This is a genomic window from Pyrolobus fumarii 1A, from assembly GCF_000223395.1.
GTDB classification, from domain to species: Archaea; Thermoproteota; Thermoprotei_A; order Sulfolobales; family Pyrodictiaceae; genus Pyrolobus; species Pyrolobus fumarii.
The window spans coordinates 1,502,025-1,527,292 of record NC_015931.1; the positions used below are offsets into that span (position 1 = coordinate 1,502,025).

Here is a 25,268-nt window from a genome sequence, read left to right on the forward strand (position 1 = left end):
GGGTGGTGAGGCGCCAGGGCCGGGTTTAAGCGGGGGTGGTAACACTATATGCATTCACGGGCCGTTGAGGACATCCACCGGGACGGTAGCCGCGGGGCAATGCCGTAGGGTCGGCGTCGCCGAGGCCCGCTACAAAACCTCGACTTGTCGTTGCGCCGGGAGAATGGGGCCGCGGTTCGGGCAAGCTCACCCTCAGCTCATCGGGTGTAGCCTCGCAGCAGGGAGGTATCCACAGCCCGCGGCCTCCCTCTTTAGAGGAGCGTAGACAAGCCCCTTAAGGGTGGAACATGGTGCATTCAGAGCTAGTGGTACACGCGATGCGCATGTTGTATGAGCGTGGACTTGTGGACATTAAAGGCGGTAATGTCAGTGTGCGTTTCCGCCTAGGTGGCATAGATGGTATGCTAGTGACGCCTGGCGGCGTTGCAAAAAATAGTATAAACCCGGATGATGTTGCTATCGTGTTGCTCGACGGGAGTATAATCTACGGGAAGCCTAGCAGCGAGTATAGACTACACCTCGAGATATACAGGAGGATGTCGTTTGCTACTGCAGTGGTACACGCGCATAACCCATTGACTGTGGCTCTAGGCGAGAGTATACCACTCGAACCTTTTGCAGGCGAGGCCCTAGACACGTGTGTAACTATAGTTCCACACTACCCGGCAGGCAGCAAAGAACTAGCCATCGAAACAGCAACGAGGCTCGAGAAGAGCGGGTGTAGAGCAGCTATACTCTCAGGGCATGGTGTTGTTGCTGTTGGTGAGGGGGACCCCAAGCGCGCTCTCATAAACGCCATCGAGATTATAGAAGCATTGGAGTATGCAGCATGGCGCGCGTTGGCAACGCTAGCTGCCGCTCCGTTGAGGATTACGCGGGGGTTGTAGGCGTCACAGCTGTAGTTACGTTGGGCGCAGTGCCTAGAGGTAAACGTACCGGCCCAAAGACGCTCAGCGCGAAGAAAGTCGTGACGAGCAGTATTAATATAGCGGCGTGGAAGAAGCCTGCTCTCGCATTATTGTAGAGTATCTTGCCCAGGAACAGCCCAGCGGCTATTACGGATACGAAGCTCTGCCAGTAGAATAGGATGGCTAGCTTCTGCGGGTCAATAGCTATCTGGAACGGGAGTTCGCCAGATGTCATTGCAGCTAAGAGCACGTTTACCACGATATAGACTATGATGAGGTAGACTCCAACCATGAGGTAAACTATCGCGAAATATGGACGAGTGTATGCGTCGCGCAGCAAGAGAAACTCTTCTAGGATTGTAAAGTATTCCGCCGAAGCATCGAGCACGTCGTGAGCCTTCGGGCCTGCACTGTAAGCCTCGATAAGCAGGCTTGTCAGCCTATCCACAACGGGGTCCTCGGCTTCTTTAGCGGCTGTGGCCATTGCCTTGTCGAAGTCCATGCCTGCCTTCACACGGGCAATAGCCCTGGACATTATCTTACCCAGGACACCATAGATTCCCGTCTTAGCGACCCTCTCTATAGCCTCGTGAAGGGGGATGCCAGATCTAACGCTGCTCGCCACTCCACGTATGAACCTGGGCGCAGCCCATATCATCGAAACGTGGAGCCTGGCACGCAGATAGCAGGGTAGACTACCACCGAGTATTATGAATGCGGCGAGGTAACCTATCGTAATGCTGCCCCACGGGTCGGCAGGGAATGGCAACGGCCATGCGAAGCCGTAGATTAAGCCGCCTAGGACAGGTAGGATGAGAGTCGCGAGAATGCTAGCTCCTATGGTGGTGTTGCATAGCTGCTTGAGCCTCCCGGGTACAAGCTTCATACCGTCTCTGCCTCGCTGAGCACCATATCCAGGAATATCAGCATGCCAGCTGTGGCAAAAGGTATAACGCCAACCACCATGAACGCCATGAGGCTCTCGGGAGACATGCCGGCGAAACCTATGCCCATGGCCCCGCCAAGCAGGACTGTGAGCATTGCTATGCTCGGGCCGAGCATCACTAGGATTATGAAAGCCTCTGCAAGGTGAGCTATCGAGGAAAGGCTCTTGGTCAATCTGGCTCTCTTCTCTGTAACGAGGCTTCTGAACTCGGAGAGTAGGTAGTCTGCAGGTGAGCCTGTAGTCTCTATAGCCTCGTACATAGACGCTATCAGTATTGCTAACCGGTGACTGGGTGAAGACACAACTATGTCGCGGACTGCGCTCTCATAGTCCATGCCAAGAATCTTGACATCTCTTACAAAGCGTAGTAGCACGCGTGTTAGCGGCTTATCACGGCCCTCCACTTGTGCAAGCCTGAGGAAAATCTCATCCATCCTCTTGCCGGCTACTGCGAGCAGTGCCATATAGCCTACAGCCGAGACAAGTCGCGAATCAATATTCGATGCTAGCGAATTAGCCCTCAGGTATGGGTAGATAACGCTCGTCATTACACCTAGCATGGCCCCTGTAATGACCAGAAGGATGGCTAGCATGGTTGAACCGTAAGAGAATGTGATAAAAGCCAGCGGGAGTGAAGCAATGACGCCAAGCAGCATGGTCACATAATGTATATAGCCATAAACCCTTGGGTGTACGCCGATAAATGACCTTCTAACGGCTATTTCTATCTCGCGCCACGTTATGGGCGGTAGTATTCCCCCGAAGATGCGGTATCCAAAACGAGCCATCTTAGCAGCGATAGCCATGATTTGACACCCTCTATGTGTAGCCGTAGGTTCTCATGTAGAACTCTCGTATCATCTTAGCAAGGCTCTCATAGTCTCTGATGTCACGCTCTAGCATCTCTGCTAGTAGTGCTTTTCTCTCGGCCACTTCGCGCTCAACCATTTCTATGGGCACGCCTCTCACAGAAGCAATACGATCTAGCACGACGCTCTTCGCGCTCTTCTCAAAAGTATCTGTAGCTTCTCCAGTCCAACGGAACACGGTGTTAAACACCGGCTGGTTATCCTCAATGCCCACGACCTCTGTTATCTCGAGTACCCGGCGCGTGATACGACCCCTTATGCGTACTCTTTCAACGTGTATGAATGCATCCACGAGCGGTATGTGATGCAAGGGCACATTCATTGGCGGTGAGGTGAGCCTCTTTACGGCGGCGTCAACGGACTCTGCGTGCATAGTGGTCATGCCACCGTGGCCAGTAGCGATAGCCTGGAAGAACACGTAGGCCTCTTCACCTCGAATCTCACCCACGATTACATAATCCGGCCTCTGTCTAAGCGACGACTTCACAAGATCGTATAGTGTCACTTGGCTTGCTGCCCCAGCGGCTTCGCGTGTAACCAGTGGCACCCAGTGCGGGTGCGGTAGGTTTAGCTCTCTAGTCTCCTCGATAGTCAGCACCTTCATCTCTGGCCGTATGAACATCGCTATTGCGTTGAGGAGTGTTGTCTTGCCTGCACCAGTAGGACCAAAGATGATTATGCTCTTCTTGTTCTCAACGAGATACCAGAGGTATGCAGCCATGTCAAGGTCAAGCTCCTTTAGATTCACAAGCTCGAGTATAGTATAGGGCACACTACGATATTTCCTAATGGTTATGGTACCCCCGCTAGCGGCAACGTCGCCTAGAACCAGGTGTGCACGGTAACCCTCAGGCAGTGTAGAATCAACGATGGGGTTCGCAGCTGATATCTGCTTTCCGCCTTTGGTGGCAAGCCTCGAGAGAAGCCTGTCAATCTCCTCCTTAGACTCTATCACGATGGTGGTGCGGAGGTTCTCGTAACGCCGGTGCCACACGTATACAGCCTTCCTTACACCTGGTACACTGATATCTTCTATCTCGGGGTCCAGGATAAGAACATGAAGTTTGCCATAACCTATGAGGTCGCGCTTGAGATAATAGGCGACTTTGAGGAGCGAATATCGTGGTAATGTAATCCGGTAAGCTCTTATAGCATATCTTAAGGCACGTCTTAGAACCTCCTCTTCGGGGCCTTCTACCTCTTCAGCTGCGCGCGGCAAGAACTCTTCAAGGAGTATCCTCTTAAGACGGGCAAGTACTTGTCTTTCCGTTCTGGATAAGGGAGGCTCTAATGGTACGTAGATTAACTCGTTTTCGCGCTTCACTATAGCGACGTATGCGTAGGGAGCGTCAATAGGGTATAGCTCTACGAGTTCACCGCCAATCCGCTGGAGTATCTCTCTTGCGCTAACCGTGTTGAGGGGAGTGATGTTTGCTCTCTCTTCAATTGTGCTACTAGTATGGCTCGTGGTTCTAAGTGTGTGCAACGCTACTATCTGCCCAGAAATCGGTCTCGTTAGTAAGATAGAGGGAGTTTTAATCGCTGCTACTATACACTCACAATATCATGTATACGTTCTTTGATGCGCGAAGGTAGTTGTTCGGGGATGAGGATTATTGCGGGTGTACGTTGCAGTAGAGAGGATATAGATTCCGATATGAGGCGAGAGACTATAACGTACTTCTTTATCATGCCTGCCGTTGTTAGATCTCTAGCCTTTAGCAACAGTAGTAACGCTTCAGAGTCGTTAACTAGTTTTGGCACGACATCTATGGCTAGCATTGACCGGGGTACGATGAAATCAACTTGATGTTCAAGTCCTGTCGCGCCTGTTAACTTTGTATTGCACTTGAACTCGACGTTAGCCTCTATAAGAGCGCGGTAGATCGCTATGCGAATGTCTATTGCGTTTTCAATGATGCTCTTTCCGCGTTCAGTTAGATTCAGCGTGTGAACGGGCTTGTACAGTGCATCTGTTGGTTTGAAATCTTTTCCGCATCTGCGGCACTTTAGGATAACCTTAGGTTCGTGGAATCTCATGTGGCACGAGTGACAGTAGTAAAGGGTGCCGAGTATCTTGTAGTCGTTCTCGCTGGTAAGGTTGACCGAGCAATGGGGGCATACGAGCTGTTCGCCACGACGGAAAGCGTACTCGAGGTCTATATAGCCGCAGATTATGTGTTGCATCATTTTCACCTTCTCTATGTTAGTCGAGCCGCAGTAGGGGCACTGAAGCTTGATATCAAGCCATAGATAGTCGCAGTGTGGGCATCGCAATACGCGATCGGTTACAACCTTTTCTGCTAGGCCAAGCTTCTCGAGAAGAAGCGCATCTGTTAGTTCAACTCTCTTATTGTCAAACGCTAGCATCACCTTGTGCTCGTCTGGTAAAGGCTCTGCGTGGACGCCATTGCTGCTGGCCATTGCAGCTAGTAAGTCGAGGAGAGAGTCGCTTAGGTTTAGCAGCTCTAAGGCCTCCGGGGGTAGGCAATCATGTATGTCGCTGGGCACGGTCGTCAACCCTTATGCACACCTTAGCTGTGCAGGCCGGTACAAGACCCAGCGATAACACTGTTTTAAAGACGTTCTAAGCTGGTATGCTTGGGCGGCGATGGCCGCAATGAAAGCAGTTGTTACAACGCTTCTCATAGTCGTTATGCTAGCTGTGGCGTGCGCTACGGTAACCGACGCCGAGAGCGTAAACGCTGTCGTCACGCTATGCCCAGGCGCGCATACCCCCACTGTATTGCCGCCACACTTGAGCTCAGTTGAACTTTCGGGTATTGTGGATGATGCGGTTGTCACACTAGACAAGCTGGTAGTTGCCTTCACTAACGGGACCATAGGGCTGTACACGCTTGAAGGGCAGCCACTGTTTATTACCGATGCTGGCGTGATAATCGACAGACTCGTGCCCCTCGCCCCAGGTATGATAGTGGGTATAGGACATACCCCTCAAGCAACCGTGGATAACACTATCGTGATCCTCAAGATATGTGGACCCGAATGCATAGTTATCAATGGTATTTATTCTTTGCATTCCGAGCCGATTTATATTGGTATGGATCCGGAAGGCAAGATAATAGTTGTTGATGTAGCGGGGTACGTGTATACGTTCAGCGGGAGCAGTGTAACTCCTAAAGTGGAGAGGATATGGAACGTCACTAATGTTGCATGGGCTAAGTTAATCACGTGGTGTGGTAGATGGGGCTGGGGTATTGCTTACAACGTGTATTCAGGCGGGAATGATGGAAATGTTGCCATTCTCCTCCAGAGGCAGAGTGATAACAAGATAACTCTACTTGACGGATACAAAGCGTATGATGCCGCTTATAATGTGTATACAGCTACGCTTTACGTCCTTGCCGCTAGGCCCGACGCGGATAACCTCTATCTTGTTATCTGGCAAACGGGTTACGAGCCGAGTGTGAAGCCAACAGAGATTAGTGCGCCTAGCAAAGCATGGATTGTACAAAATCGTGGCACTGTACTTGCAGTGTTATATTACACTTCTGCAGAGGGCTTCCCAACATACACGCTTCAAGCATTTGACATAACATCTGGAGAGCCACGGCTCCTATGGAGTATCCCGTTACCAGGCGAGCTACAAAGACTCTATGCTATACCAGCGTGTAACCCACGGTATCTACTAGTTGTGGCTAGAGATAACAATGATAATCTGGTCGCATATCTGGTTGATGCGGTTAGTGGCAGACCACTTTGGAACATGTTAGTGGGCATAACGCTCGGCCAGGCTGAGGCTCTAGGGTATAACGAAGGCTGGTTTACAGCAAAGAGCGGCTCTAAACTCTATGTGATGAAGGTGGCATCGTTACTAAAACCCCTCTATGCTGTAGAATTCGGCGTGCTACTCGATGGTCGACCGGTGCCGTACAATATAACAATAACGTGTCTTGGTGGTGAATGCCGTGGCGTGCTAACGAGATACGGGTATAGTCTGGACGGCTTCGCGTGGATACTCCTACCTACCGGCACCTATAGGGTGGAGTATAGTAGCGTCTATGCCGGCGTCTATAACATCACGATAAGAGTGCTTCCTCCGAACGAGTGTCTGGCAAGACATGTGCATGACCCGCCAAGCGTAATAGAAGTGAAAAGCGTCAATGTCACTATTTGCGTATATGGTGCTGGTGATCCTCAGGGTTGGGGTTTTGCAAAAGGCCCTATTAAGGGTGCAGAGGTTAAACTAAAGGCTGATTTCGGTTTCCGACGGACTGTCATAACAGGGAATGATGGTTGTGTGTCGCTTAAGGTGCCTCCTGGTCGTTACAATGTTACTGTATCGGCGATAGGCTACAAAGAATGCAGCAAGGAATTAGTGGTTGGCGAGAACAACGAGCCTATCATAGTAAACTTTGAGCTTGAGCCGCTGCTAAAGAGCGTGTCGCTTAATGTATATGCCTTGGATACCCGTCAACCCTTGCGGGATGCTAGTGTAACTATAATCGACGAGTCAACGAAACGAAAAGGAGTAGCCAAGGCGTTTGAGGTCTTCATGCTCCCGCCTGGCAACTACACGATAATTGTTACACGTCCTCTCTATCAACCGCGAACCGTGAAGGTCGAGATACCGCTCTCTACCACTAGGCAAGAGGCGAGAAGAATACCTGTGTACCTGCCACCCCAGGAATTCACAGTAGAACTCATTGTGCATTTGCAGATGCCGCTAAAGCACAATGCGACTATGCAGCTCGTGCTCACGCGTCTAGAGCCCGTTAAAGCTATGCCTATACGAGTTGAAAGACCAATACCAGCTGGAGAGACCAGCTTAAGGATTAAGGTTAGGGTCATCTGGGGTTATTATGAGGTCAGAGTCTCCGCGCCTCTACACAAGACGGCAATACTCACAATGGATGTGCCTAATACGCTAAGACTTCATGTCAACCTCACAATGGTCCACTATAACATGCGGGTCATAGCTATAGATGCCCTCACAAGGCAGGTAGTCGAGAATGCCAAGGTCATAGCCGAGACTGTCGGTTATAAAGCGGAGTTCCCAGCAGGTGCTCTCGTAAGCTTGCCTTTAGGCAACTACACGATTACCGTCGAGGCTGACTACTATAAACCCGGGAAGAGGAGTGTGATACTAAACCAGAATACTGAGCTCAAAGTGCTCCTAGAGCCCGTGGAAGTGCCAGTAACTATCCAGGTGAAACTCGGTAAACGTCCAGCTCCCAACGCGACGGTTGAAATAGTAGGTGTGGCGTTCAATGGCATTAGTGTTACGAAGCGTATAACAACGGATGACAAAGGAGTTGCAACTATCACGCTAATGCCAGGCAACTACACTGCCAGGGCCATTTACCGTATAAACATATTCTTCTTAAGCATGGAGCTCGTGAAGGAGAAGAGCTTTGAGGTTGAAAAGTCCGTCAATGTAGACATAGTGCTCCCAGAGTCACCAGCACTCATAATCATGCACCTACTGCCTTACCTGTTGATAGGCTCCATATTGGTGATTGTCGCACTAGTGTTCATCGTTGCTAGGAGAGCGTTGCGCGAGCGAATAAGAAAGTTGCGTGAGAGTCTAGCTGAGCGATTTGGTAGAACGCCGCCTGGGATAGAAGAGGAGCTTGAAGAGCTGTTCTAGAGTGTGGCTATATTACCTTTGGTTTGGGTGTAGAGTGTATGCGGGCCGCGGGCCGGTGAGGAGGTAGGGACGTGCCGACGAGTGGATGCGGATAGGTGGAGCGACCCTGAGGGCACCCGCGGCCCTAGTGTCAAGTCGTGTTTAAACACCGTTAGTTCCAACCGTGTATTCTAACTAGGAGGTTGTAGTGTGTTGCCGACTCTGCGGCTTCCTCCCCGCATAAAGGTTCTTGAGGCGTTGGGGGCTATTGCTGATGGTCGTGTAGAGTGTGTTAATGATAAGTGTGTTTTTGCGCGTGTTGCTAGTAGTGAGGGTGACCGTGTGTATCGAGTGTATGTTGATGTTGAAAAGGGTGTTGCCTATAGTGATGATAACGGTACTCGTCTACGTGGTTATGTAGGTTACCCGTTGATAGCTGTGCTAATGCTGCAGGGTGTACTTCCCTTTGATGAGAGGCTTTCCGAGGCGTTGAAGGGCGTGCCTTGGAGAAGGCTTAACGAGAAGTATAAGAGATATGCGATTGTTGAGGATGTTGTTAAGAGAATTGCCTCGGAGAGGGGCGTGAAGCCAGAGGAAATAGAGCGATTCTTGCACAGGGTTATGGAGAAGCTGCGCTCGTTGAGGCTAAAGAGGCTCGAGTCGCCACCCCTAGACGCGTGGAGCGGGTAGAGGAGCATGGTGGTAGCTGCGAGCGACGTCTATGCGCGTATAGGCGATGTTGTGATAAGACGGGCTAGGGAGAGCGACCTTCCGCAAGTGATTCAGGTTAACCGTAAGTGCCTCCCGGAAAACTACCCGGAGTGGTTCTTTGAGGATCATTTACGTAATTGGGGTAAGGCGTTCTATGTTGCCGAGGCGCCTAGAGGAAAGATAGTTGGGTATGTGATGACGCGCGTAGAGTATGGAGTCGGGTTCGTAGCTCGCGGGTTCGTCAAGAGGGGTCACATAATATCGCTTGCCGTGCTACCCGAGTACCGGCGCAGGGGCATAGCAACTAAGCTAATGGAGGCGGCGATGGATAGTCTGAAGCGAGAGTATGGGGCGCAGGAGGTATACCTGGAGGTGCGTGTATCCAACACTCCCGCGATAAAGCTTTACGAGAAACTGGGCTTCCGTAAGATACACGTTATACCACGCTACTATTTTGACGGTGAAGACGCCTACCTAATGGCTAGGCTGTTGTGAACCCAGGGTGTGTTACCCGCTCCCAACTCACACGGCCCCGCCCTAGTTTACTACATACCATCGGGGCGCAGCATGAGCCAAGCAAGGCTTGTGCTCGTAAGGACTAGAAGCGGCAAAACAAGGGGCCTTCATGCACGCTTCTACGTATGGGATGGCGAGTCGCCACCCGACCCCAATATAGTGGAACGGGAGGAGCCGGTACGAGAGACCATCCACGAAATGATAGATTTCGTGTGGGACGATTCGCCAGCGGAGGGCGTACCCGCTGGCAACTTCATGGTAGAGTGGCGCGGCTTTCTACACGTACCGGAGGTAGGCGTCTATCGCTTCTACATCATAGTCGATGATGGCGCCAAACTATGGATTGACGACAAGCTCGTCATAGACGCGTGGCGGGATCAACCTCCAACACACTATATCAGCGATCCCATCGAACTCGATGTAGGCTTGCATAAGATACGCCTACTATACTACAATCATGACGTATTCGGGCGTATCGTGCTAGGCTGGATAACACCTAATGGCGACTACGAGCCAATACCAAGTCAATACCTCTATACAAGGCTGGGTGATGACATCGTGGTGCGTGGTATACCAAGCGGTTATCGAGTGGAGCTACGCAACGGCTTCTTCCGTAGAGAAGCCGAGTCCCGCTACGGTATTGCCCGTATACCGGCGGGTGACCTGCTAGAACCGATAGCAGCATACTTCAGAGTGTACAACAGGGAAGGCGAGGTGATAGTCGAGACGCCAGTAATAAGTGATGTTTGGGGTGGGGACGAGTATCTACTCCTAGCAAGGTAGTCGATCCAGAGGTTTTAGTCCGAGATTAGCGAGACTCTCGTCTACACACTCGCCTACCACATGCACCTCAAGGCTATCTACTAACCATTTGTATACGAGTATCGCTTCACCGACCGGTGTGTAGCTGAGGGATTCGCAATCTACAACTATTCTATCGACGCCGGAGGAGACGGATACTAAAAAATTGATAAGAAGGCGACGTTTTAGTTCGCCAAGAGGCAATATGACCAGCTCGCCGTTGTTGCTAAAGACGCGTCCTACTCTTCCACCTACAAGTACCACGCGTTTACCCTCTCGTGCAAGCATGTGACCGCACTCGTGATAAGAGGGGCCGAGCACATAAACAATGAAAGGCTGTGATGAGGCCGACATAGTCGTTAGCCCCTCGGGGTGATGGCGAGGGGTCGATGAGCTGAGCCTGGGTTTTTAACGCGTACGCTCTCTCTTGACTGCTGCGATAACCTCGTCGAGGCGTACACCGTTGAGCCCCACTAGAATACTGTGACCTCCGTATGCCTTGATGATCCGAGATGTAATCTGGTATGGCGCTAGCTCGCCATATGCCCTAACGGTCCCGTGGATCTCTCTCTCTCAAGGCCTGCTGAGAGTAGTGGTGGGGCGCCACGCGGCTTGTAGACATAGATGTGCGTAGCATCATCGCAGCATACGGTGCTATCATAGCAGCGGGCTATGCTCTCCTGAACTAAACCCGCATCTATAGCCTCAATTATCGCCACTTTCACCGTGCTACTGTCTAGATGGCCGCATGTAATGTAGAAGTTGAAGTTTAGTGGTAATGCCTTCCTCCTCGGAGTGCCATCCGGTTCGAGATACTTGAGTGCAGCTAGCAGCGCTATTAGTCTCCTACGCCCCGCCAGAGGCCTGCCATAGTACCTGTAATACTCGTGCACTAGTCTCGCTAGGGTGAGCGCCTCCACGCTCACCTTTCGATGACGGCGTTTGCGAAACATACCCGTAAACATACTACTGAAACCCAACAATCAGAGGTAATACTCTACCACATATAAGTCGAGTTGGACGGATCCGTTCACGGGGCAGGGTTTGTCCCTAGACGAGAGCTTTGAAAGAGCACGGCGTGAGAAAGAAAAGCAACTCTACGGCGCCGGCGTCTCTCAGCTAGCCGTGATAGAGAGGGAATATGGATACGCTGAGATAAGAATCTTTCCCAGTGTGGATGCTGTCATAGCGTCATCGGTATTACACTCGATACTGCGTGGAAAGGGCATCTATACGTGGATAGTAGCCTCTCCTCTACCACCGGACGTCGTAAGAGAACCCACGATTCTCGTGGGCTTCGAGGCGAGTATAGCGGTAAGCGGAGAGTTTCGCGCACCGTCAATCGTGATAGCGCGGGGAGACAAGCCCCAGGGTTTGACGCGTGCAGCTATAGTCGCGGCTAGGGATGCTAGCCTTACCGGTCTCGCGCTGGGTATGATGTCTGAGGTTGTTGTTACCGGTGATAGAGGCTTACTTGGTCTAGCCATGGCTTACTGGCTCGGCCTTGATCGTGACCAGAGAGGCGACTTCATAGGCCCCGAGAAGTGGCTTGCAGAGCTTCTTGAGGTTGAGAATAGAGCCGTGGCAACTCTAACAGTCAAGCTATTCGACTGGTTCGAGAAGCCAGTTGAGGAGGCTATCGTCTACACTATAGACCCCTACTACCCCGGGCTAACCGGTAGCATGGAGACAGTCAAGAAATTCCTGGAAGCCGATGAAGCGACTTCAAAGATGCTGGGAAGGAGTGTTGCCGAAGCAGAGGAGGAATCTATCAGTCGCCTAGCTGAGAGGTTGTATGAGCACCTACGCTCGACTAGTAAGGCACCACGCAGACCAACAGAGGTTATAGGAGTAGCGAGGTACACAAAGAGACTCCCCGTAGCAGACCTGCGTAAGCTGTCCAACGTGATAGCGGCTTGGATCGATGCGCGAGGCATACTTGCAACAATGCCACTAGCCTCCAGCCTTGACACCCTGCTCAACGTCATGGACGCATTATACTACAAGATGTTTGACGATACCGTGGAGAGCATAGAGAGAGGCATACGAACACCAAGCCTCATTGACAGGAGAGAGTACGGCCCAATAAGAGTTTGTATACATCGTGGAGTTGACGGTGATGCCGCTTACCCTTTGGTGGCTAAGCAGCTTAGGCTCCTCGGGCTCTATACCGACTGTATGCCGGGTGTGGACAGGGGCACGAGTATAGAGGTTCTACTAGACCCGGTGGTAGATGATGTTAAGCACGAGAGGATACGCGAGGCGATCCGTAGAGGATGTCTACGCTATATCGATGGCACGCTATACGCGGAGGCCAGGCCATGCTAGACGGATTAAACCCCTGTGATACGGCTTAAACACTCACTGGTGCCGGTGAGGAGCCGTCGGGTGTAGCTGGAGGAGCGGTGACTGATCCCCTGGCTGCTCCGAGGCACCCTACTCCTCCCACGGGAACTTGCCATGCTTCTTGAGATAGCCGGCGAGGCCGCCAGCCTCCACTATACGCCTCACAAACTCCGGAAGAGGCTTTACACTGGCCTCTACACCCTTGCTGACGTTGCGCACGACACCCTCCTCTAGCCTCACTTCTACTGTATCGCCAGTCTCGACACTGTCTATGAATTTGCGTGGCGCCTCAACAACTATAAGGCCAAGGTTAATGGCGTTGCGGTAGAATATTCTCGCAAAGCTCTCTGCTATAACAGCTTGTATCCCAGCAGCTTTGATCGCAAGAGGCGCCTGCTCTCTGCTACTACCATACCCAAAGTTCTTCCCAGCTACAACGATGTCGCCGGGCCTTATCCTCTTAGGGAGCTCGGGATCGAGGCCCTCGAATACGTGCTTGGCGAGCTCCTTTGGGTCTAGGGTTCTCGCCTTATACTGATACGGTATGATAAAGTCCGTGTTTATGTCATCGCCTAGCCGTATAGCCCTGCCCCTCACAATCCAAGATTTCGACACGTCGAGCCCCTAGCGTGGTGCGCGACACCGGACCAGGTTTTAAGTGGCGGTGTGCCTCGGGTATCCCAGTGGCCGAAGAAGTTGCTCCAACTGCTAGCACCATTATTGTTCCTAGTGTTGCTGGCACTGCTACTTCGTCCTCGGGTCGCACCAATAGCCATAGCTGTGATGGCAGTGGCGCTGATGGCAATCTTCTCGACGCTCTTTAGGGCCTTCATAAGCGTAACGGAAGTCATCATAATATCGGCTATAATTGTTGTGCTGGTCTTACTCTCTAGGGAGGGCCGGTGACGAGAACCAAGGGCGCCGAGGAGAAGTGGCCGGTGAGGATTAGCGGGGGATCGCCGAGGCTGCCCTGAGGGAAAGAGACTCTAGGAGGGCCTCACTGTTCGCCTCGCGGGGGCCTCTTGGGCGTACCCGAGCCTCTGGATGCCATACCCACCCCGTTATACTCTAGGCGTCCGGTTAAGATACTCCTGCTTGGCGGCGGCGAGCTAGGCAAGGAGGTCGCGATTGAAGCCCAGCGTCTTGGCTTCGAGGTTGTGGTTGTTGATCGTTATGACTGGGCCCCAGCTATGCATGTTGCCCATAGACGGTATGTGGTTAGTCTCCTTGACTGTGGCGCGATCAAGGCCATAGTAAGGCGTGAAGAGCCCACCGCAATTATACCGGAGATCGAGGCGGTATGCGTAGACGCTCTCATAGAGCTAGAGGAGGAAGGGTACAATATCGTGCCAAACGCAAAGGCCGTGGCGATCGCCATGAACCGTATCGAGCTTAGAAGGTTTGCCGCTGAGAAACTAGGGTTACCCACCACCAGGTACGCTTTCGCGGAGAACGAAGACGAGGCCTACGAGGCTTGCGAGAAAGTGGGATACCCGTGTCTACTTAAACCCGAAATGAGCAGCAGCGGTCATGGCCATGTGAAGGTCAATGTAAGTGATAAGAAGAGAGTCGCCGAAGCTTATCGTTACGCGGTGAGCCATGCTAGAGGCGCCTCTAGGCGAGTCATTGTCGAGGAGTACGTGCAGCTCGAGACCGAGTTTACAGTGCTAGCTTACCGTTATGTAAGTGGTGATGGGAGAGTAGAGACTGATGCACTGCCTCCTGTTGAGCACTGGAGGTACGGTGAGTTCCACTACATAGAATCATGGCAGCCGTCCGAAAGGCCGAGCGAGCTGCTAGAGCGGGCCGTGGAGATTGGTAAGCGTGTGGCTGATGCGCTGGGAGGCGTAGGCGTGTTTGGCGTTGAACTCCTCTACACAAAGGATGGTAGGCTCTTGTTCAGTGAGGTGGCGCCGCGTCCACACGACACCGGGTTAGTCACGCTAAAGAGTATGGAGTTGAGCGAGTTTGCTATACACGCTAGAGCGTCGGTTGGGCTACCGGTGCCGAGGCCTAAGCTTGTAACACCGGCTGCAAGCTACGCCGTATACACCGACCTTGAGGGCATCTGGGCTCCAAAGGTACATGGGGTGTACGGTGCGCTGAGTATACAGGGTGTAGACATACGTGTATTCGGTAAGCCAGTCACGTACAAGGGTAGAAGGATGGCTGTTGTGCTGGCCACAGGATTGACGGTAAGCGAGGCTAGGGAAAAAGCTAGAAAAGCGGCACAAATGTTACGCGTTGCGCCAGGCTAATTTGTGTAACACTATGCTCACAGCTAGAATCACTTATCGTTTCTAGTCTGCCTCTTCCCCAAGAACTCATCTAGCGTGCGAAACGGGGGACCCGCACCTCTAGACCCGCTCTTCGCCCCTCTCTTGACATCTTCGGATGTATCTTGTTGCCTAGTCTCGCTTATAGCGGAATGCAGTTGTTCACCCTGTTGCTCTGCTTCAATGAACGTCCTAACCACGCTGTCGATAAACGAGTCGCGAACCGGCTCGTATACATACTTGTAGAACCTGGAGGGGCTCTTCAAGACCTCTACTGGAAACCTCCTAACATACTCTAATGCGGCTCTCCACGCGACGTCGAACGGGATGCCAACAGCCTCAAAACTCTTGGCCACCTGCTTATCAAAATCTTCTGGGCGTTGCTCCTTTCCACCCATCTCAAACCAACCATTCCTACCTACCGGGACAGCCTCCATACCATCAAAGAGTATAGCCCAGCGCTTGCCACGATCGTCGACAACTACCAGAGGCTCCCTCCTTCTCCCCGCACCTTCGCCCATGAAAGCCTCTAGCCCGCTTGACTCCCCCCTCCTTACACGCTCCATGACTTCTCGCACCTTCTGAGGCACCGCGTCTCTCCTCTTGAGGTGATAATGGCCTGTTGACGGGCCATAGTACTTGGCCCATGCGTAGAAGATTGCGCGGTTTAGACCGAAGCTCTTCGCCTTATCCATGTCGCCGTAGAGCAGGTAGTAACGAGCAGCCTGCAACAAAGCCATAACATGAAACCTGCCGATCCTAGCGTTCTTCGGTATGCGGATTCTTCGCTCTGCTTTGCCCTGGTGCTGCATAGGTACCCACACTGTGTTAGTGCAGACGATACGCCCCTATACGGTTACGAGGCGTATTAGATACTCTCAACGGTTGCCGGTGCCCCTAGATACCCATGAGTGCCTGCTCTTAGGTTAAAGGTCCATGATGGTGTCAGATTAACCTCAAGAGCTGCGCTCAACAATGTTTTAACATGTTAAGTGGGGTGAGAAGGAGATGGTCCCCACAGTAGCTAACGTGATGGAGGATAAGAGGCTGCCAATCATTTCGGCTGACCAGAGTCTACGCAAGGCTGCCGAGGTGATGTTGGAGAATCGCGTGTTGGGCACTATAACGCTCGATGCGCTGCGTAGGCCAGAGCTGGTATTGAGCTACCGCAGGCTTGTGAGGGCGGTGGCGGCAGGCGTTGACATCGACAAGGCGACGGTAGCTGAGCAAGCTGTGCTGAAGCCCGTCACTGTACGCACGACGGATAGCATAACAGAGGCGCTTAACATAATGAGAAAGAGGGGGGTTCGCTTCCTACCCGTTGTTGACGAGACTGGCGAGGTAAAGGGGGTGCTGGAGCCTAGGTTCGCGGCATACGCCCTATGGTCAAGGCTCTCATATGGACTTGCTCGTGTAGAACCAGTGTCTAGGAGGATAGTCGTTCTTCCGGAGGACGCGTCGCTACGCGCGGCCGCCAAGGCTATGGACGAGACGGGTGCCATGGAGGTGTTCGTGAAGCGTGGTGACGAGATAACTGTGTTGAGAGAGTGGGACTTTCTAGAGGCGCTTATCAAGGGAGGGCCGGAAGCCAAGATCGGTGACTATGCAAAGGGAGAGATAATCTATGTGCCTCCGGGCTTCGACTCGAAAGCAGCTGTTGAGCTAATGCATGAGAATGACGTAACCAGGCTTATCGTTAAGAAGGATGGGGAGCTGACGACGATCACGTTGACGGATCTGGCGTTCCAGGCTATGGACTACTTGGCGTACATGGGGGAGCGCGTGAAAGGAGTAGTCCTGGTCAACGTCGAGACTGGGCGCGAGCACGAGGTTGCTGAGAGGATAATGGCGGTGCCGGGCGTGAAGGAAGTGCTCATGGCAACTGGGCCTTTCGACCTCATAGTGCTCCTGGAGGCTAGTAGTACAAGCGAACTCTTCAAGATAGTGAGTGAGGGTATACGCAGTCTACGCGCGGTAAAGTCCACGCAGACACTAGTTGCGACTCGGGTATTGCACTAACATACAGAGGACGATAACCGGCGTCAACTTTAGTCTAAAACTATCCGGTCATGTGCCCAGCTCTTTTTGTGTACACGTCTTACAACTCCGCTTGTGGTGCTGTAACGCTTGACGCGCCTAGTTTCGATATCCACCACGTCTACCACTCTATACGATGCTATCGCTATAATCACTAACGGGCCTATACCTCAGCGCCTAAGCCTACCCCGCGAGGCACATGCACCGATAGAATTGGGCGACTTTCGGGGTAGGCTTGAAGAAGTGCGCATGGCATACATGCCAGGTAAGCCGCCGCGCGTCATATACGCGGGTGTTGATGCAGAGTGGCCGCCCGAGCTTATAGAGAGGCTACGGATGGCCGTAGCATCGGCCGTTAGTTATGCCCGCGGGTATCGAGGCATCTCGCGTTTAGCTGTAGCGGTTGCAGATGGCCTCGTGGAGAGAGCTACTAGTGGCGACCGTGGTGTAGAGTGGGTCTATGAGCAGCTTGTCGTCGCGGCTGATATGGCAAACTATGTCTACACGCAGAAGTCGCGAGGCATCGCACCCCACGTTATTGAGGAGGTGGGGTTCGTCGATGCTCCCGAACGAAGCCTAGAAACTGGGCGCATAATAGCAGAGGCGGTGCGCGTTGCACGCGACTTTGCAAACGCTCCGTCCTCCGAGATGAACCCTGAAGGCGTAGAGAGGCTGGCCGCTAAGCTCGCTAGCGAGTATGGGCTTAGACTCCGCGTATTGAGAGCCAGAGAGCTAGAAGAGCATGGCATGAACGGCATACTTGCTGTTGGTAGGGGTAGCAGCGTAGAACCACGCCTCGTTATACTCGAGTACAACGGAGGGCCTAGGAGTATAGCGATAGTGGGCAAGACGGTAACTTTCGACTCCGGCGGTCTCTTCCTAAAATCCTCGGATAGCATGCTTGACATGAAGTATGATAAGAGCGGGGGTGGCATTGCGCTAGGTGCTATACTCGCTGCGGCTAGGCTACAGCTCCCAGTGACAGTCTATGCACTCCTGCCGGCTGTGGAGAATATGCCCGGGGGCTCTGCATACAAGCCACGAGACGTACTCAAGATGTATGGTGGCTATAGCGTCGAGGTGTTGAGCACAGATGCGGAGGGCAGGCTAACGCTAGCCGATGCATTGTCATACGCTGCTCGTGAACTAAAGGCGGATATACTCGTGGATGTTGCGACACTAACTGGTGCAGCGGTAGTCGCGCTAGGCAATCACGCTGCAGCACTCTTCTCCAACAATGACAGGCTGGCGGAAGTCTTCGAGAGGCTTGCAAGGTTCACCGGGGAGTATGTGTGGAGAATGCCGTTGTGGCCGGTGTACGAGAGGCAACTTGAATCTACAGTAGCGGATATGGCGAACACGGGAGGCAGGCCAGGCGCGGCTATAGTCGCGGCAAAGTTCCTGGAGAAGTTCGTTGACGATAAGCCGTGGTTGCACCTTGATATAGCGGGTGTTGCTTGGGTGCAGGACCGCGGCCCTAAGAAACCATACTATGAGAGCGGGGCTACAGCGTGGGGCTTACGGGCCATAATAGAACTGTTGAGAGACGTGGCGCGCGGCGCGACGGTTATAGACTAAATCCGGTCGATCATGAGGTGTAAACTATGCGTGCTTCTTTCACATCGGTGTTGTATTTCGTAACTATCTTCACTGTGGCGCTCCTAGGCTGGCCTGCCAGTATGTCTTGTAGAACGGATTGTGTAAGCGGCACGACAGTGTAGTTCAGCACGCCTGGATACACAGTGATACGTGGCGGCGGGGACAGGATGGAACAACCGAGGGCGTCGCCGGTTATATTCGGATAAACTAGCATGTCATTAACGTACACGCTTTCCACGTCAAGGGGTTTTGCACTTGCAGTTAGCAACATGCGTATCTCTCCACACCCCTTTGTGACGTTCACGTATATGTAAGCGGATGCTATGTACGCGCCTGCAATGGCTGACGCTTCGGCCTCCTCTACGTTCCTCTCCGCAACCCTAGTCAGCCCTACAGCCTGAGAGAGGAATGCAAGATACACCGCGAATCCCACAGCAGAGACTATTAGCAGCAAAAGAAGCACAGATACAATCTCGCTAACACCGCGTAACGTCATGGTCTCGGTCGTCCTCACTAAGCTCGCCTAGTTAAAAGATGGTGTAGAGCACCAGTTAATAGCGGTGAAGGGGGCCGATGAAGAGAAGCGGGTTTGCTTAGCAAACGCTGTGACGATTCACGCCGGCCCCCGAGGCCCCGCAAACCAGAAATAACCCTCGGTAGCCGCAACACCATTTACACGGAGAACGTGGGCCCGTAGCTCAGCCTGGTAGAGCGCCCGGCTGATAACCGGGAGGTCGGGGGTTCAAATCCCCCCGGGCCCACCACTCCTTCTCACAGCATGATGACTATCCCCGTCCAAAGTATGATTGAATGTCAATGGTGTTCGTACCTGCCTATGGTGCATCTCTTAAGGTTGGTTAGCTAGCTGAACTAGCGTGGCACATCGCGATATGACAACGTCGGGCACGTGTGTATCCAAGGATTCCAAGAAGGCTAAGCTAGTGAACCTGAGTCTTTTTCTCTCGGGCAAGCATGTAACATGCGTGGTGCTTGGGGCGGTTCGTGGAATGACGATTGTGTAGAACTTGTTTGTGCGTTTCGAGGAGAGGAGGCGGCCCGATCCCGGCTTGGGGGGGCTGCGGAGCCTCGCGGACTCCACAGCCGCCCCCAACGCGGCCGGCTTAACTTCCGGGTTCGATATGGGCCCGGGTGTTGCCCGGCCGCTATGGCCGGGTCGGGCCGCCGTTTTCCACCCTGGGGAAGGCAAGGAGTTAAAAACATTGCTGTATATGAGTGTATGGAGAGTGTCTTGGTGGATGTTTCTTTTGGTTCGTTCATGGCTGGGTATGATATCCGGGTATCACTGGAGTGTGGCGGGTTAGGTTGTGGAGGGTCGCCTTACCCGGTTTAGGCTAGGTCTTTGACAGTAATAGTGGGGCTGAGTGTGGCACAGCGACTGTCTATCGGCGTTAAGGAGAGGGTGCTGGAGTTTCTAGCGAGATATGGCGAGCGAGGATATGCGGTGCTGCGTGCTGCCGTGGAGGCTACTCTAGGCTCTAATGGGCGTCATGGTGTAAGGCTAGGCGACTTTAACTATCGCGAGGTTGTCGCGAAGCTTAGGAGTTACGGTCTCGAGTATAACCCTAGCAACCTCTTGTCTATACTAGAGCGCGAGTATGCCGTTATAGAGACGAGCTACAAGAGTAGCAATCAGCACTGGTGGCGCTTCCTAGACTTAGAGGCTGTGATAGAGGCGCTTGACGAGTACGAGCGTGGTGCTAGTCCGCAGCCACCTCAGAACGGTGATGTGGAGGGTGGTGTCGAGGAGCCTGTAGAAGCGGATGCTGGCATGTCAAGCGTAGCGGGCTTGGATATCGGGGGTGAGATAGACGATCCGCAGCTAGAGGTTGTACGTGCTCAAATAGCTGCGTTGGACCCCCAGGGCCTCCTAAGAACTCTGCGTATGCTTGCGAGTAAACCGAGGCTTACGAGCCAGGATAGGAGGCTATTCGCTAAGATAGCGTTTGAGGATCTCGAGATGGTCGCCTCTGTGCTAGAAAAGGCGCGAATGTACCCGGACGTATTCGCCGAGGAGATCAGGATGTTGGAGTCTGTGTTGCGTCTCGCCTCGCTAGTTGCGCGGAAGTTGATGAGCGGGGGTAGCTCTGGTTCCGTGGCTAGAGTAGGAATAAGGGAGAGACTCGCTCCTAGGCTGACGGGGCGATGACGTGATGGCTTAGTGCTGATTGGTGACGAGGAGCGGTCGGCGCGAGCCCCGCAATACCAGTGATATAGGTCGGTGGGGGTAGGAGATTCTAACGGGCGGGCAGTCCACCCGCCAGACGCCCCGGTAGTCCCGGGTTGGGATGAGGGCGGGGTCCGCCTGAGCCGTGGTACTCGCACTCATTGGTAACGACGTTGAGGATATTGTAGATGCTTGTAGGAGTGTTGGGGAGGTGTTCAACCATCTGGCGGGTTGTGCTGCCGTGCGTGATGTTCGTAGCCTCGTTGTGGCTCTGGAGGTGTTGGCTTTAGGGAGTGGTGAGCGGTTAGTAGTTGTTGTGCGCGCAGATAAGGCGAGGGTGATGAGCGATCTCCCTCTACGTGTAGACGGGTCTATCTCTCTGTTCGTGTTACCTCTTGAGTAAGGGAGACCCCGATGAGACCCTATTATCTTGCAGCTTAGTCTGTTGGCAGTGAAGGCCCCCGCAGCCTAAGAATGCCGCTTTGCTTGCCCGCCTCTATAAGCCAGCCTGCGAGTATCCTTGCGACCCTCCTAGCTGCGGTCTCAGCGTCTAGCTCTACGCCATAGGTGGCTCTTGCTGCTGCCATGGCGGCCTCGCGGTCAACGCGTGGGAGAAACTCCTCGGTGAGTATCGATAGCAGCTTTTCTAGCGTCATGCTGGTATGCTCCTCTACTAGTCGCCTTAGTTTTTCGAAGTCCTCTCTGCGTAGCAGCGCGTTGTCAAGGTTGCGGCCACGTCTTCTGAGCTCGTCCCAGTAGCGGTAGAGAAGCGTGTAGTCTCCTACTATGCTGCCGTCTCCGAGTAAGGGTGGGGTAGGCTTCTCGCTCACGACTACCCTCTATCATACGTTGGGACGTTAGCGCTAAAATCGGTGTTCCTAGCCTCCATGCGAAGGAGTAGAATCATGAGGCTGACACTGCTCCTCGTGGGCAGCCTAGTAGTACTTTCAATTCTGACGGCCTCGTTTGTAGCTTTGAGGGTTAGTGCACAGACATGGACCGATGTGGTCAACCTGCCCGTAGGAAGCTATAACGGTAGTGGAGTACTCCTAGTGCTCATATCAACGGGGGTTGACATCAATGACCCGACGATTAGGGACGCTCTACTGACAGTCAACGGTACACCGTGCTTCATATCGTTCGACGAGAATGGTGTAGCTCTGCCACCCAGCCCGCCTTATGACCTAGTAGGCATAGGCACGTTGCAAGCGCAAAGAGTAGTAGAGGCGGCACCTGCAGTCAAGATTGTTGTTGCGCGCGTCCCCTACGATAAAGATCCCGAAACAGGGCTCCCCACGGTACCGTATAAAGCATTGCAAGCTGCGCTAGAATGGGCCTCTCACCCCTTCACCTACGTCAATGGCGAGCTTGTTGAATGCCCCGTGAGCGGCTTCCACACGCGGATAGTGCTAATAGGGCTGCCAATCTACAATTACACAATATCAGACAGCATCGCTAGACTGTTGACGCATCTCGTCGGTTCGAGCCTAGTGGTAGTGCCTGTAGGTGATGCAGCACCAGGCATATTCAACGTGCTGGCGCGTGTAGAGGGTGTTGTGAGTGTCGCGCCAGTACCGCTTTCCTACACGCCGATCGTGGCCACGCTCAATGGTAGATCTGGAGGCTATACGCTCCACTACCCAGAGAGCCTCTACAACGATATCCCAATCGAGCCGGACTACGTGATGCCCGTAGCGTCGCCTTGCCCCACGGGCTATCTTACAAACGTGCCAACGTGCAGTGAGGAAGCGGCGGCAGAATTCGCGGGTCTAGCAGCCGTGGTAGCGCAAATGTATCGAGACCTTCGCGCGGTACCCCCGTCCCCATACCAGCTCGAGTTCCTCATAAGGGCTAGTGTTGTCGACCTAGGCCCTGCATCAAAGGACACGATATATGGGTGGGGCCTGCCAGATGCAAAGCTAGCCTATGAACTGTTATCGTCAAACTCGGGCTTCGTAGTATGCGCACCCTCGTATAGCGACAAGGGTTTCGCGATTGCAGAGCTATACACGCCTCCCTCGCGTCGCTACGGGGTCGTGCTCAAACCTGGTGAATGTGTGCGCATGTGGGCGTTGCCAAGCACGCCATACACACTAACAGTCTACGGGCCGCTGGGGCTAGCACCATCAAGCATACGGGTACAGACGGTATCCGGATATTGGAAGAAGGTGCGTGTCCCATCAACACTACCATACCCGTTCACCATCTCGGCGCTCTTGCTCGACGAGAAGGGTGTTGCGCTAGACGCTGACGTCTATGTATTGCCACAGAACCTCTGGCCCATGGATGCGAGAAAGTTGGCAATGATCATGCACTCTATGCGTATCGAGGGCGGGAGCTTATACGCTACGCTATCATGTAGTTACCTTGCATTTGCGTCCGGCTCCGGGAAGGTCTACATAGCGATAAGGCCGGATGGTCACCTCACCCGCATATTCGAGGTTGATGTAGCGACTTGCCCCAGGCAGGACCTGCTACTTGGTAGAGTGTACTTTGTGGAGTCGAAGAATGTCTATCTAGTTGGTAAAGGACCTGGAGCGGAAGAAGATGCGGATCTACTTCGCTTCATGGGGTTCAGAGTAGAGGTTGGCCTAACACCCTGGTCGCCAGGTACAACACCCGATGTAATCGTTGTGCACCCCTCGGCAGCTAGACTAGTATGGAGTGCCGCTGAGTCTGCACGTGGCAGAGGACTAGTCGTGATGGGCGAAGCTATAGACGAGTACCGCAGAGGTGTTAGCAGCACCTATGCATATCCGAGTGTGACGCTAGTTGCTTCCCCGAGATACACTCCCGGTTACCAGCCCATAGTGAAGCCCGGCGCACCATTAGCAACGGTTTACGGGTACACCGAGGGTGTTGCTACCCAGCCCAGTCTGAAGCTGTATAACATTACAGTCGCGCCAAGCGAAGCTATGTATGTCTTGAGCTACACGATGACCCCCATAGGTCCTCTTGTGGAGGCGTTCTACAACCCGAGAGAAGATACAGTCTACATAGCGAACATCTGGAGTATGTGGAGTGAGGGACGCTCATTATCGGCGAGCATCACGCCAGCAGGTTTGGCAGTTCTACAGTTGAGCGTGGCGGCCGCCACAGGGCCGGTAAGCATAGCGGTAAACTCGAGCAGGGTCAGCCCAGGAGACGTGCTATCAATATCAGTATGGTCGTGGAGGCTCAAAGTCACAGTATGGAATGAAACATACGGCGGGCAACTAGTTAGACTAGTAAGCGCTGCATCGCAATATCCGGGCTACCAGCTGAACATAACAGTAAAGGTAGGTGAGACACCATACGGCGATTACATCCTGCTAGCTAACGACACCCTATGGCGGCTTGGCGTGGCAACCTACAAGGTAGAGCCCATTGTAATACTAGGCTCGAAACTTGTCACAGCAGGCGAGGAGCTAGAAGTGCGTGGTGCGGGGTTCTACGCCAATAGCCACATAACGATACTATTCGATGGTGTAGCCATAGGCTCTACGGTTAGCAATGAGAGAGGCTCATTCTATGCGCGTATACCAATACCGGGTATCGCATCGCCGGGCGTGCACACAATAACAGCGATTAGTAATGATGCTTCAGCATCGGACGCGATAGAGGTGCGTGTAGTCAGGACGTTAAGTATCAAACTAGCTGTGCCAAGTATCATTCCACCTGATGAGCCAGTCCAAGCACTCGCGGTCATAAGACTTGGTGTTAACGAGACTGATGCGAATCTCAGGGCTATACTGGCAGGGCAGTTGCTACAAGTTGAGCGCATCACACGCGGCGTGTATATGATACGTATACCTCCATTACAGCCTGGTGTCTACACGTTAATAGTGCAGGCGGTCCGGGATGAAAGGCTTGTGTATGCTACTGGTTTGGCGGTCGCTGCGATAACAGTTGAGCGTAATGTAACAGTTGCGACGCCAAGGCACATATACGAACTCGGCTATAACCTGACAAGGTATCTTGACGAGCAGTTGAGTAGTATTAAGGCAGGGATTTCCAACGTAGCCGATGAGGTAAAGAGAGTAGAGAATATGCTCTATGGTCTAAAGCAAGATCTTGACGCGATGCTTGATAACATACTTGCTACGGCGGAGAAGCTTAACAGCAAGGTTGATACAGCGAAGAGTGACGTGCTACGCGAGGTTAGAAAGGTGTACGTGGAGATTACGAAGTTGCAATCGACAGTCGAGACTACATCTAAGAACGTTGTTGACACCATATCATCTATGATAACGCAAATGAATAACGACATAAAGATTGGGATTATAGGTGTGCGTAGCGCGGTCACGAGAGACATAACAAGGCTGAACTACACGCTTGCGACTAGTATAGCCCTTGCCATGAGGAAAGTTGACGTGACAACAATGTATACACTGGCGGCTCTAGTGGCGCTTAGCATAAACCTAGCTGTCGTAGGTGCAATTCTAGTGTTGATACTACGTGGAAGGCGCTAGTATAAATCTTCACACCGGCATGTCGTAAAGGTT

Annotated in this window: 22 protein-coding genes, 1 tRNA gene and 1 rRNA gene; 14 read left to right on the forward strand and 10 right to left on the reverse strand. The window is 52.9% G+C overall.

Annotated features, from left to right (window positions below):
- Positions 1 to 287 precede the first annotated feature (287 nt).
- On the forward strand, positions 288 to 887 hold the full coding sequence (locus PYRFU_RS07905) for a class II aldolase/adducin family protein (RefSeq protein ID WP_048191930.1): 600 nt from the start codon (positions 288 to 290) through the stop codon (positions 885 to 887).
- On the opposite strand, the gene PYRFU_RS07910 is transcribed toward PYRFU_RS07905, so the two are convergent.
- The 4 genes from PYRFU_RS07910 to PYRFU_RS07925 form a co-directional block, all read right to left on the reverse strand.
- The gene (locus PYRFU_RS07910) at positions 871 to 1,794 is read right to left on the reverse strand and encodes a type II secretion system F family protein (RefSeq protein ID WP_014027145.1); all 924 of its coding nucleotides are present in this window, start codon (positions 1,792 to 1,794) and stop codon (positions 871 to 873) included. The two genes, PYRFU_RS07905 and PYRFU_RS07910, sit on opposite strands and share 17 nt — an antisense overlap.
- Positions 1,791 to 2,660 carry a type II secretion system F family protein gene (locus PYRFU_RS07915; protein ID WP_014027146.1) on the reverse strand — a complete coding sequence of 290 codons (870 nt, stop codon included), beginning with the start codon at positions 2,658 to 2,660 and terminating at the stop codon, positions 1,791 to 1,793. The genes PYRFU_RS07910 and PYRFU_RS07915 overlap by 4 nt, the downstream gene beginning before the upstream one ends.
- Before the next feature lie 13 nt (positions 2,661 to 2,673).
- Entirely contained in the window at positions 2,674 to 4,209 is a 1,536-nt protein-coding gene (locus tag PYRFU_RS07920; RefSeq protein ID WP_014027147.1) for a type II/IV secretion system ATPase subunit, read from the reverse strand.
- Positions 4,210 to 4,271: 62 nt separating this feature from the next.
- Positions 4,272 to 5,234, reverse strand: coding sequence for a TackOD1 domain-containing metal-binding protein (locus PYRFU_RS07925; protein WP_048191932.1), 963 nt, complete (start codon positions 5,232 to 5,234; stop codon positions 4,272 to 4,274).
- Between the two features lie 109 nt (positions 5,235 to 5,343).
- Here PYRFU_RS07925 and PYRFU_RS07930 point away from each other — a divergent pair, with 109 nt between their 5' ends.
- The 4 genes from PYRFU_RS07930 (at position 5,344) to PYRFU_RS07945 (ending at position 10,323) form a co-directional block, all read left to right on the forward strand.
- Positions 5,344 to 8,334 (forward strand): carboxypeptidase regulatory-like domain-containing protein, encoded by a 2,991-nt coding sequence (locus PYRFU_RS07930; RefSeq protein WP_014027149.1) that lies wholly within the window; start codon positions 5,344 to 5,346, stop codon positions 8,332 to 8,334.
- A gap of 192 nt (positions 8,335 to 8,526) precedes the next feature.
- Complete coding sequence (locus PYRFU_RS07935) at positions 8,527 to 9,003, forward strand: hypothetical protein (protein ID WP_014027150.1); 477 nt, start codon at positions 8,527 to 8,529, stop codon at positions 9,001 to 9,003.
- 6 nt (positions 9,004 to 9,009) lie between these two features.
- Positions 9,010 to 9,519 (forward strand): ribosomal protein S18-alanine N-acetyltransferase, encoded by a 510-nt coding sequence (gene rimI / locus PYRFU_RS07940; RefSeq protein ID WP_048191936.1) that lies wholly within the window; start codon positions 9,010 to 9,012, stop codon positions 9,517 to 9,519.
- A gap of 72 nt (positions 9,520 to 9,591) precedes the next feature.
- Positions 9,592 to 10,323 (forward strand): PA14 domain-containing protein, encoded by a 732-nt coding sequence (locus tag PYRFU_RS07945; protein ID WP_048191938.1) that lies wholly within the window; start codon positions 9,592 to 9,594, stop codon positions 10,321 to 10,323.
- 548 nt (positions 10,324 to 10,871) lie between these two features.
- On the opposite strand, the gene PYRFU_RS07955 is transcribed toward PYRFU_RS07945, so the two are convergent.
- The gene (locus PYRFU_RS07955) at positions 10,872 to 11,261 is read right to left on the reverse strand and encodes a hypothetical protein (RefSeq protein WP_167827908.1); all 390 of its coding nucleotides are present in this window, start codon (positions 11,259 to 11,261) and stop codon (positions 10,872 to 10,874) included.
- Positions 11,262 to 11,385: 124 nt separating this feature from the next.
- Between PYRFU_RS07955 and PYRFU_RS07960 the strand changes: the two genes are divergently transcribed.
- Positions 11,386 to 12,669: a hypothetical protein gene (locus PYRFU_RS07960; RefSeq protein ID WP_014027155.1), complete on the forward strand. Its 1,284-nt coding sequence runs from the start codon at positions 11,386 to 11,388 to the stop codon at positions 12,667 to 12,669.
- 108 nt (positions 12,670 to 12,777) lie between these two features.
- Here PYRFU_RS07960 and PYRFU_RS07965 read toward each other — a convergent pair whose 3' ends face one another.
- Positions 12,778 to 13,302 (reverse strand): 3-isopropylmalate dehydratase small subunit, encoded by a 525-nt coding sequence (locus PYRFU_RS07965; protein WP_014027156.1) that lies wholly within the window; start codon positions 13,300 to 13,302, stop codon positions 12,778 to 12,780.
- A gap of 51 nt (positions 13,303 to 13,353) precedes the next feature.
- On the opposite strand from PYRFU_RS07965, the gene PYRFU_RS07970 reads away from it, so the two are divergent.
- Positions 13,354 to 13,593 carry a hypothetical protein gene (locus PYRFU_RS07970; RefSeq protein ID WP_167827909.1) on the forward strand — a complete coding sequence of 80 codons (240 nt, stop codon included), beginning with the start codon at positions 13,354 to 13,356 and terminating at the stop codon, positions 13,591 to 13,593.
- Between the two features lie 116 nt (positions 13,594 to 13,709).
- Positions 13,710 to 14,945, forward strand: coding sequence for a formate-dependent phosphoribosylglycinamide formyltransferase (gene purT, locus PYRFU_RS07975; RefSeq protein ID WP_014027158.1), 1,236 nt, complete (start codon positions 13,710 to 13,712; stop codon positions 14,943 to 14,945).
- 29 nt (positions 14,946 to 14,974) lie between these two features.
- Here purT and PYRFU_RS07980 read toward each other — a convergent pair whose 3' ends face one another.
- The gene (locus PYRFU_RS07980) at positions 14,975 to 15,775 is read right to left on the reverse strand and encodes a hypothetical protein (protein ID WP_014027159.1); all 801 of its coding nucleotides are present in this window, start codon (positions 15,773 to 15,775) and stop codon (positions 14,975 to 14,977) included.
- Between the two features lie 196 nt (positions 15,776 to 15,971).
- Here PYRFU_RS07980 and PYRFU_RS10050 point away from each other — a divergent pair, with 196 nt between their 5' ends.
- Positions 15,972 to 16,982 (forward strand): CBS domain-containing protein, encoded by a 1,011-nt coding sequence (locus tag PYRFU_RS10050; protein ID WP_014027160.1) that lies wholly within the window; start codon positions 15,972 to 15,974, stop codon positions 16,980 to 16,982.
- A gap of 108 nt (positions 16,983 to 17,090) precedes the next feature.
- Positions 17,091 to 18,578, forward strand: a complete 1,488-nt coding sequence (locus PYRFU_RS07990) for a leucyl aminopeptidase family protein (protein WP_014027161.1) — start codon at positions 17,091 to 17,093, stop codon at positions 18,576 to 18,578.
- A 10-nt stretch (positions 18,579 to 18,588) separates the two neighbouring features.
- Here the strand turns inward: PYRFU_RS07990 and PYRFU_RS07995 are convergent, their stop codons facing one another.
- A complete protein-coding gene (locus tag PYRFU_RS07995) occupies positions 18,589 to 19,113 on the reverse strand; it encodes a hypothetical protein (RefSeq protein WP_014027162.1) in 525 nt (174 codons plus the stop codon).
- A gap of 173 nt (positions 19,114 to 19,286) precedes the next feature.
- Here PYRFU_RS07995 and PYRFU_RS08000 point away from each other — a divergent pair.
- Positions 19,287 to 19,363, forward strand: a tRNA-Ile gene (locus tag PYRFU_RS08000).
- A gap of 293 nt (positions 19,364 to 19,656) precedes the next feature.
- On the opposite strand, the gene rrf is transcribed toward PYRFU_RS08000, so the two are convergent.
- Positions 19,657 to 19,776: ribosomal RNA gene (gene rrf / locus PYRFU_RS08005) — 5S ribosomal RNA — on the reverse strand.
- Positions 19,777 to 19,959: 183 nt separating this feature from the next.
- Between rrf and PYRFU_RS10055 the strand changes: the two genes are divergently transcribed.
- Both PYRFU_RS10055 and PYRFU_RS08020 read left to right on the forward strand, forming a co-directional pair.
- On the forward strand, positions 19,960 to 20,766 hold the full coding sequence (locus PYRFU_RS10055; RefSeq protein WP_014027163.1) for a hypothetical protein: 807 nt from the start codon (positions 19,960 to 19,962) through the stop codon (positions 20,764 to 20,766).
- Between the two features lie 163 nt (positions 20,767 to 20,929).
- A complete protein-coding gene (locus PYRFU_RS08020; protein ID WP_014027164.1) occupies positions 20,930 to 21,187 on the forward strand; it encodes a hypothetical protein in 258 nt (85 codons plus the stop codon).
- 34 nt (positions 21,188 to 21,221) lie between these two features.
- Here the strand turns inward: PYRFU_RS08020 and PYRFU_RS08025 are convergent, their stop codons facing one another.
- Positions 21,222 to 21,614: a hypothetical protein gene (locus PYRFU_RS08025; protein ID WP_014027165.1), complete on the reverse strand. Its 393-nt coding sequence runs from the start codon at positions 21,612 to 21,614 to the stop codon at positions 21,222 to 21,224.
- 57 nt (positions 21,615 to 21,671) lie between these two features.
- On the opposite strand from PYRFU_RS08025, the gene PYRFU_RS08030 reads away from it, so the two are divergent.
- Entirely contained in the window at positions 21,672 to 25,235 is a 3,564-nt protein-coding gene (locus PYRFU_RS08030; protein WP_167827910.1) for a hypothetical protein, read from the forward strand.
- Positions 25,236 to 25,268: the final 33 nt, after the last annotated feature.